A 4113-nucleotide genomic window follows, 5' to 3' on the forward strand; every position below is an offset into this window, starting at 1 on the left:
CCGGGCACTCCAGCTGGACGGATTGCTGCATGCACTTCGCCACCCGCTCGGCGTGAGCAATCTCGCCCGCGAGGACGAGCGCGGTCACCACTCGCTGCTTCTCGCGCGAGCGGCTGATCGACGAGCGGAGTGCTTCGGCGGCCTGGGAAGCCTCGTCGCGCGTCCCAAATTCGTCTTCCGTGTCGGGATTTCGCTCTCGTCTCGAAAGTTGTTCGCAAGTATCGAGTGAAGGGCTACTTTCGGGGGTGTTGTCGAGCGCGCGCATTCGGACGAGCGCCGAGAAGAACGTCGACGTGTGAGCATCGAACAGCTCCGAGAGCGTGGCATCGGTGCGCCGCTCCTCATGCGCGTCGTCGAGCGCAGTCTGTTCCTCCCACTCGACGCTCACGGCGATCGCCTCCGCAACCGCACAAGAATTCCCGGCCTCCGGCCGGGCAGGCCATACAGCCCGTTCCCTCCGGGCGCTCCCCACAACGCGAGCGCCCCCCCACCCACCTCCACGTTCCTGCTCGGCCGCACAGCGGCCTGCGCGGGCTTTCGCGCCGGGTCACAGGGCTTCCAGGATTCTAACAGCCGGCCGGAACCATTTTGTCCACTCCAACCAGCATACACGACAGGCAGAGCTATTATAGCCTGCCGCTGATGCCAAGCAACGGACCGCTCTCCCGTTTTCACAACACAACCAGCACCTCCCAACCAGCAGCGCTCACAGCGCGCTCTCGCACCTCTCAGAAGAAAACAAGCGGACCGGCCTTCGGCATCAGGCGTTAGCCCTATTACCTCGGCTGGAGAAAGCCCCAGTACGGCAATCGCCCGGCCGGCATTGCCACCGCGTTCCCAGTTAGGTCCTGGGAGCGTACGCGGCTGTCCGGGGCCTTCTCCCGGACTTCCGTTCACGTTGCTTAGTTACATCGCCGGACTCAGCCCTGACTCTTGAATCTACCGACAACGAATCAAAATCATGCTTATCCCGCCAGCCCCGACGCCTCCGGAGCCTTAGCGACGGTGACGATAGCTCGGGGACTGTTTGGTGAACGCTGGAGAATACGATGTTCAATGTCTCTAAAGCCAGCTTCGGAGAACATTCGATCAGCCTCTTTCTCACCATAGAACAGCATGATCCTATCAGATATTCTACGGAGTATTGCGTTCTGTGGCTCATCTGGACCAACGACTAGGACTCGATTTCCGGGTTTAGTTACACGTCTGAATTCATGAAGCGCCTCTACGGGATTTGGCCAATATTCGATGGACCCGGACGACCAAACAATATCGAAGGTATCGTCTCTAAACGGAAGACGTTCTGCATCTCCTCGATGTAATTCCACGGACCCATTTTCACCAAATTTCCCAATAGATTTCTCTAATTGATGTCTTGATTGGTCAATTCCATGTATATCATCGGAATACTGTACTAGTCCTTCTATGGAAAAGCCCGTTCCACAGCCGACATCAAGAACACGATCATCTTGTTCTATATCAACCATGGAAAGAGCATCACTTCGCATTTCTTCCTCCCAAAAGAATGGGTTGATGACATCATACACTCGTGAAAGGTATTTGTAAAACAATCTCGCGCGTGATTTGTCTTCAAGGACGCTCATCATCTGCGGATTGTGGCGATAAGATATAATCGGTAGCTTTCGCCGGAATCACGAGCAAACACTGTCTAGGTACACACCCTGTCAGGCACTTGGTTTCTGACAGGGTAGCGATCCGACGTGATCGGCACGGAACACACCACGTTACGAGTGAAACAGCCGTTCCCACCAACTCCGGTCCGCCCGCTCCACTAGATCCCGCACCGCCGCGAGGTCCGCCCGGAGAAACTCATCGCGAGCCTTCGACTCCTCCTCTAACCTCGCCACCGTCTCCCCGATCTCACTCACTCGCTCCTCTAGCTCTGCGACCGCTGCCGCCGTCTCCCTTGACCGCTCCTTGTTGCTCTCTGAACGGTCCGATACCGACATCACGCTCACCGTCATGTTCTCCTGCTTCCCCTCGATCTCCTCAACCGCATCCTCTACCTCCTCAACCCGACCTTTCACTCGGTGGAGCTTCTTTCGGTAGTTCTGCACCGATGACCGCGCGCTCTCCGCCGCCTCGTATGCCTCTCCCGCCTTCACCGCCGTTTCCTCCCGCGTCGTCGGGATCGCCAACGCTTCCGCGTGCTCCTCGATCCACGCCACGCCCTCCTCCGTCAGCCGGAACTGCCGCGGCTCCACGTGCCCGTTGCGCTCGGTGCGCGCCGCTTCCTGAACCAACCCTGACGGCATCAGGTACTCTTCCATCCGGTAGAACACCTGCCCGTTCTGTGAGAGATCCGCCGCCTCCCGCAGCGTCTTCCCACGTACCCACTCATCACCATCATTTAATGCCCGTAATATTACCTGAGACGCCCGGTCTATCCGATTCCCATCCTTCTCTAATGTCTCCGGCATGTGATCCCCATTAGCTCATAATGACATTAAACCTTAACCCATACTCAATCCCTACCGAAGGCGGTTACACGCGGGAAGGATTTTGTGACACAGACGAGTCGGGGACCCTCCGATTTTGAACCACACCAGGAAGTCCATCAAGTGCAGCCAGCTACGAACAACTGAATCCCAGGTCGAGCGAATCAGTACGCTCACCCTCAGTCCCAGTAAGGCTACGCGAAAACCATCCCCTCACTACGCGCTCTCAGAAGATCCAATCACACACCACCGACACGGAGCAAACAGCCGCCGTTGGGCCTGCTTACGCGTTATTGACCGATATTCACTCACCTTCTGCAAACTCTGGCAGTCACGGTCATTATGGTACGTACGTCGACCCTGCCTATGTCCTTGAGCCATCCACACTTCATCTTCTATATCACCAGTATCCTGCTCGATCCGCTGCTCTGTTTCCTCACGCGTAGGTCCTCCCATCGACAGATCCGTATCATCACCCACGGGTTATAAAATCACAATCAGACAGGCAAATTCTCACCCACCACACCAAAGCTATGGCAGGCGTAGCAAACATGGCAAGATAAGCCGCGCAGCCCCACCGCAACGAATCAGCCGCAAGCACCCGGATCACGTGAACTGTTCTCCGATTCTCGGCACTGTTGTCACTCACGGTAGGAGTCAAGCGCCCCGCCCATCAGTGGGATCGACCTCATCCGGTGGCGGTCGATCGCCATCCGCGCTCGAACCCTCCACCTCCATATTGTCGTAACCCTCGTCGACGAGGCCCTGGTAGTTCCACCACCGCGGCGCGCACTCACAGTCCGAGCACCGCAGTAGCCCGTGAACTCGCGGCGTATTCCCATGTAGCGACCCGAACGGCTGGATCAAACGCGATCCCTTCAGCGCTACCAGATACTCCACTTGTTCTTCTACCGTCTCGAACTCCGGCGGTTTCGTCACGTACCCCAGAACCTCCGACAGCGCGCTCTCTGCATCGTAGTCACCACGCTTCTCGATCCGGCGAACGTCCACTACTGGAGCGCCCGTCAAGTCCGCCCACACCGACGAGAGCGCCGCCTGCGGGATGTACGGCATCTCGCATATCGCGTGGATGTGGACGTTGAACGACCCATCCTCATTCTCCCCAGTCTGGAGGATATCTATCCCATACACTCCGCCCTCAACGAGTTCCTTCCACGGGATCTGTCGCCCTTCGTCGACATACCGCTTCTGGAGCCGGCGCGCGAGATCGTGCGCGCCCGCTGCGCACAACGCGCTCTTCCAGTAGTGGTCCGATGGGTCACCATCGTCGTCGCCGGTCAACCACACCCACCGTTTCTCACCCTGCTCGCCCTCGGTGGGTATGGTCCGTTGGCGCAATCGGCCGAACGCCCCCTGTATCGCCTCTTTTCCTTGCTTCAGGTCATCGACGTTCTCGATCGTCAGCGTGAGCAACGTCGGATAATCCATCGCTTCGACCTGTCCCAGATACTTCTCGATGTTGCGCCCCATCGCGCGGTCCATACACGCGGGACAGAGCCGGCTATCGCACGTTATCGGGGTATAGTTGTCGTCCGACCCACACCCTCCGGCCATCACCGGGCACTCCAGCTGGACGGATTGCTGCATGCACTTCGCCACCCGCTCGGCGTGAGCAATCTCGCCCGCGAGGACG

General features: G+C 58.2%; 4 protein-coding genes. All 4 read right to left on the bottom strand.

The features are described 5' to 3' along the window. A partial coding sequence (locus PHA81_RS20670; RefSeq protein ID WP_273838757.1) for a hypothetical protein occupies positions 1-388 on the bottom strand: 388 nt, incomplete at its 3' end. A gap of 577 nt (positions 389-965) precedes the next feature. Then, on the bottom strand, positions 966-1604 hold the full coding sequence (locus tag PHA81_RS20675; RefSeq protein WP_005041694.1) for a methyltransferase domain-containing protein: 639 nt from the start codon (positions 1602-1604) through the stop codon (positions 966-968). 141 nt (positions 1605-1745) lie between these two features. Further along, entirely contained in the window at positions 1746-2441 is a 696-nt protein-coding gene (locus PHA81_RS20680; RefSeq protein WP_273838760.1) for a hypothetical protein, read from the bottom strand. Positions 2442-3116: 675 nt separating this feature from the next. Next, positions 3117-4113 (bottom strand): hypothetical protein (locus PHA81_RS20685; RefSeq protein WP_273838762.1); only part of this gene is annotated, 997 nt, incomplete at its 5' end.

The sequence above is a fragment of the Halococcus sp. PRR34 genome (assembly GCF_028617175.1).
GTDB classification, from domain to species: domain Archaea; phylum Halobacteriota; class Halobacteria; order Halobacteriales; family Halococcaceae; genus Halococcus; species Halococcus salifodinae.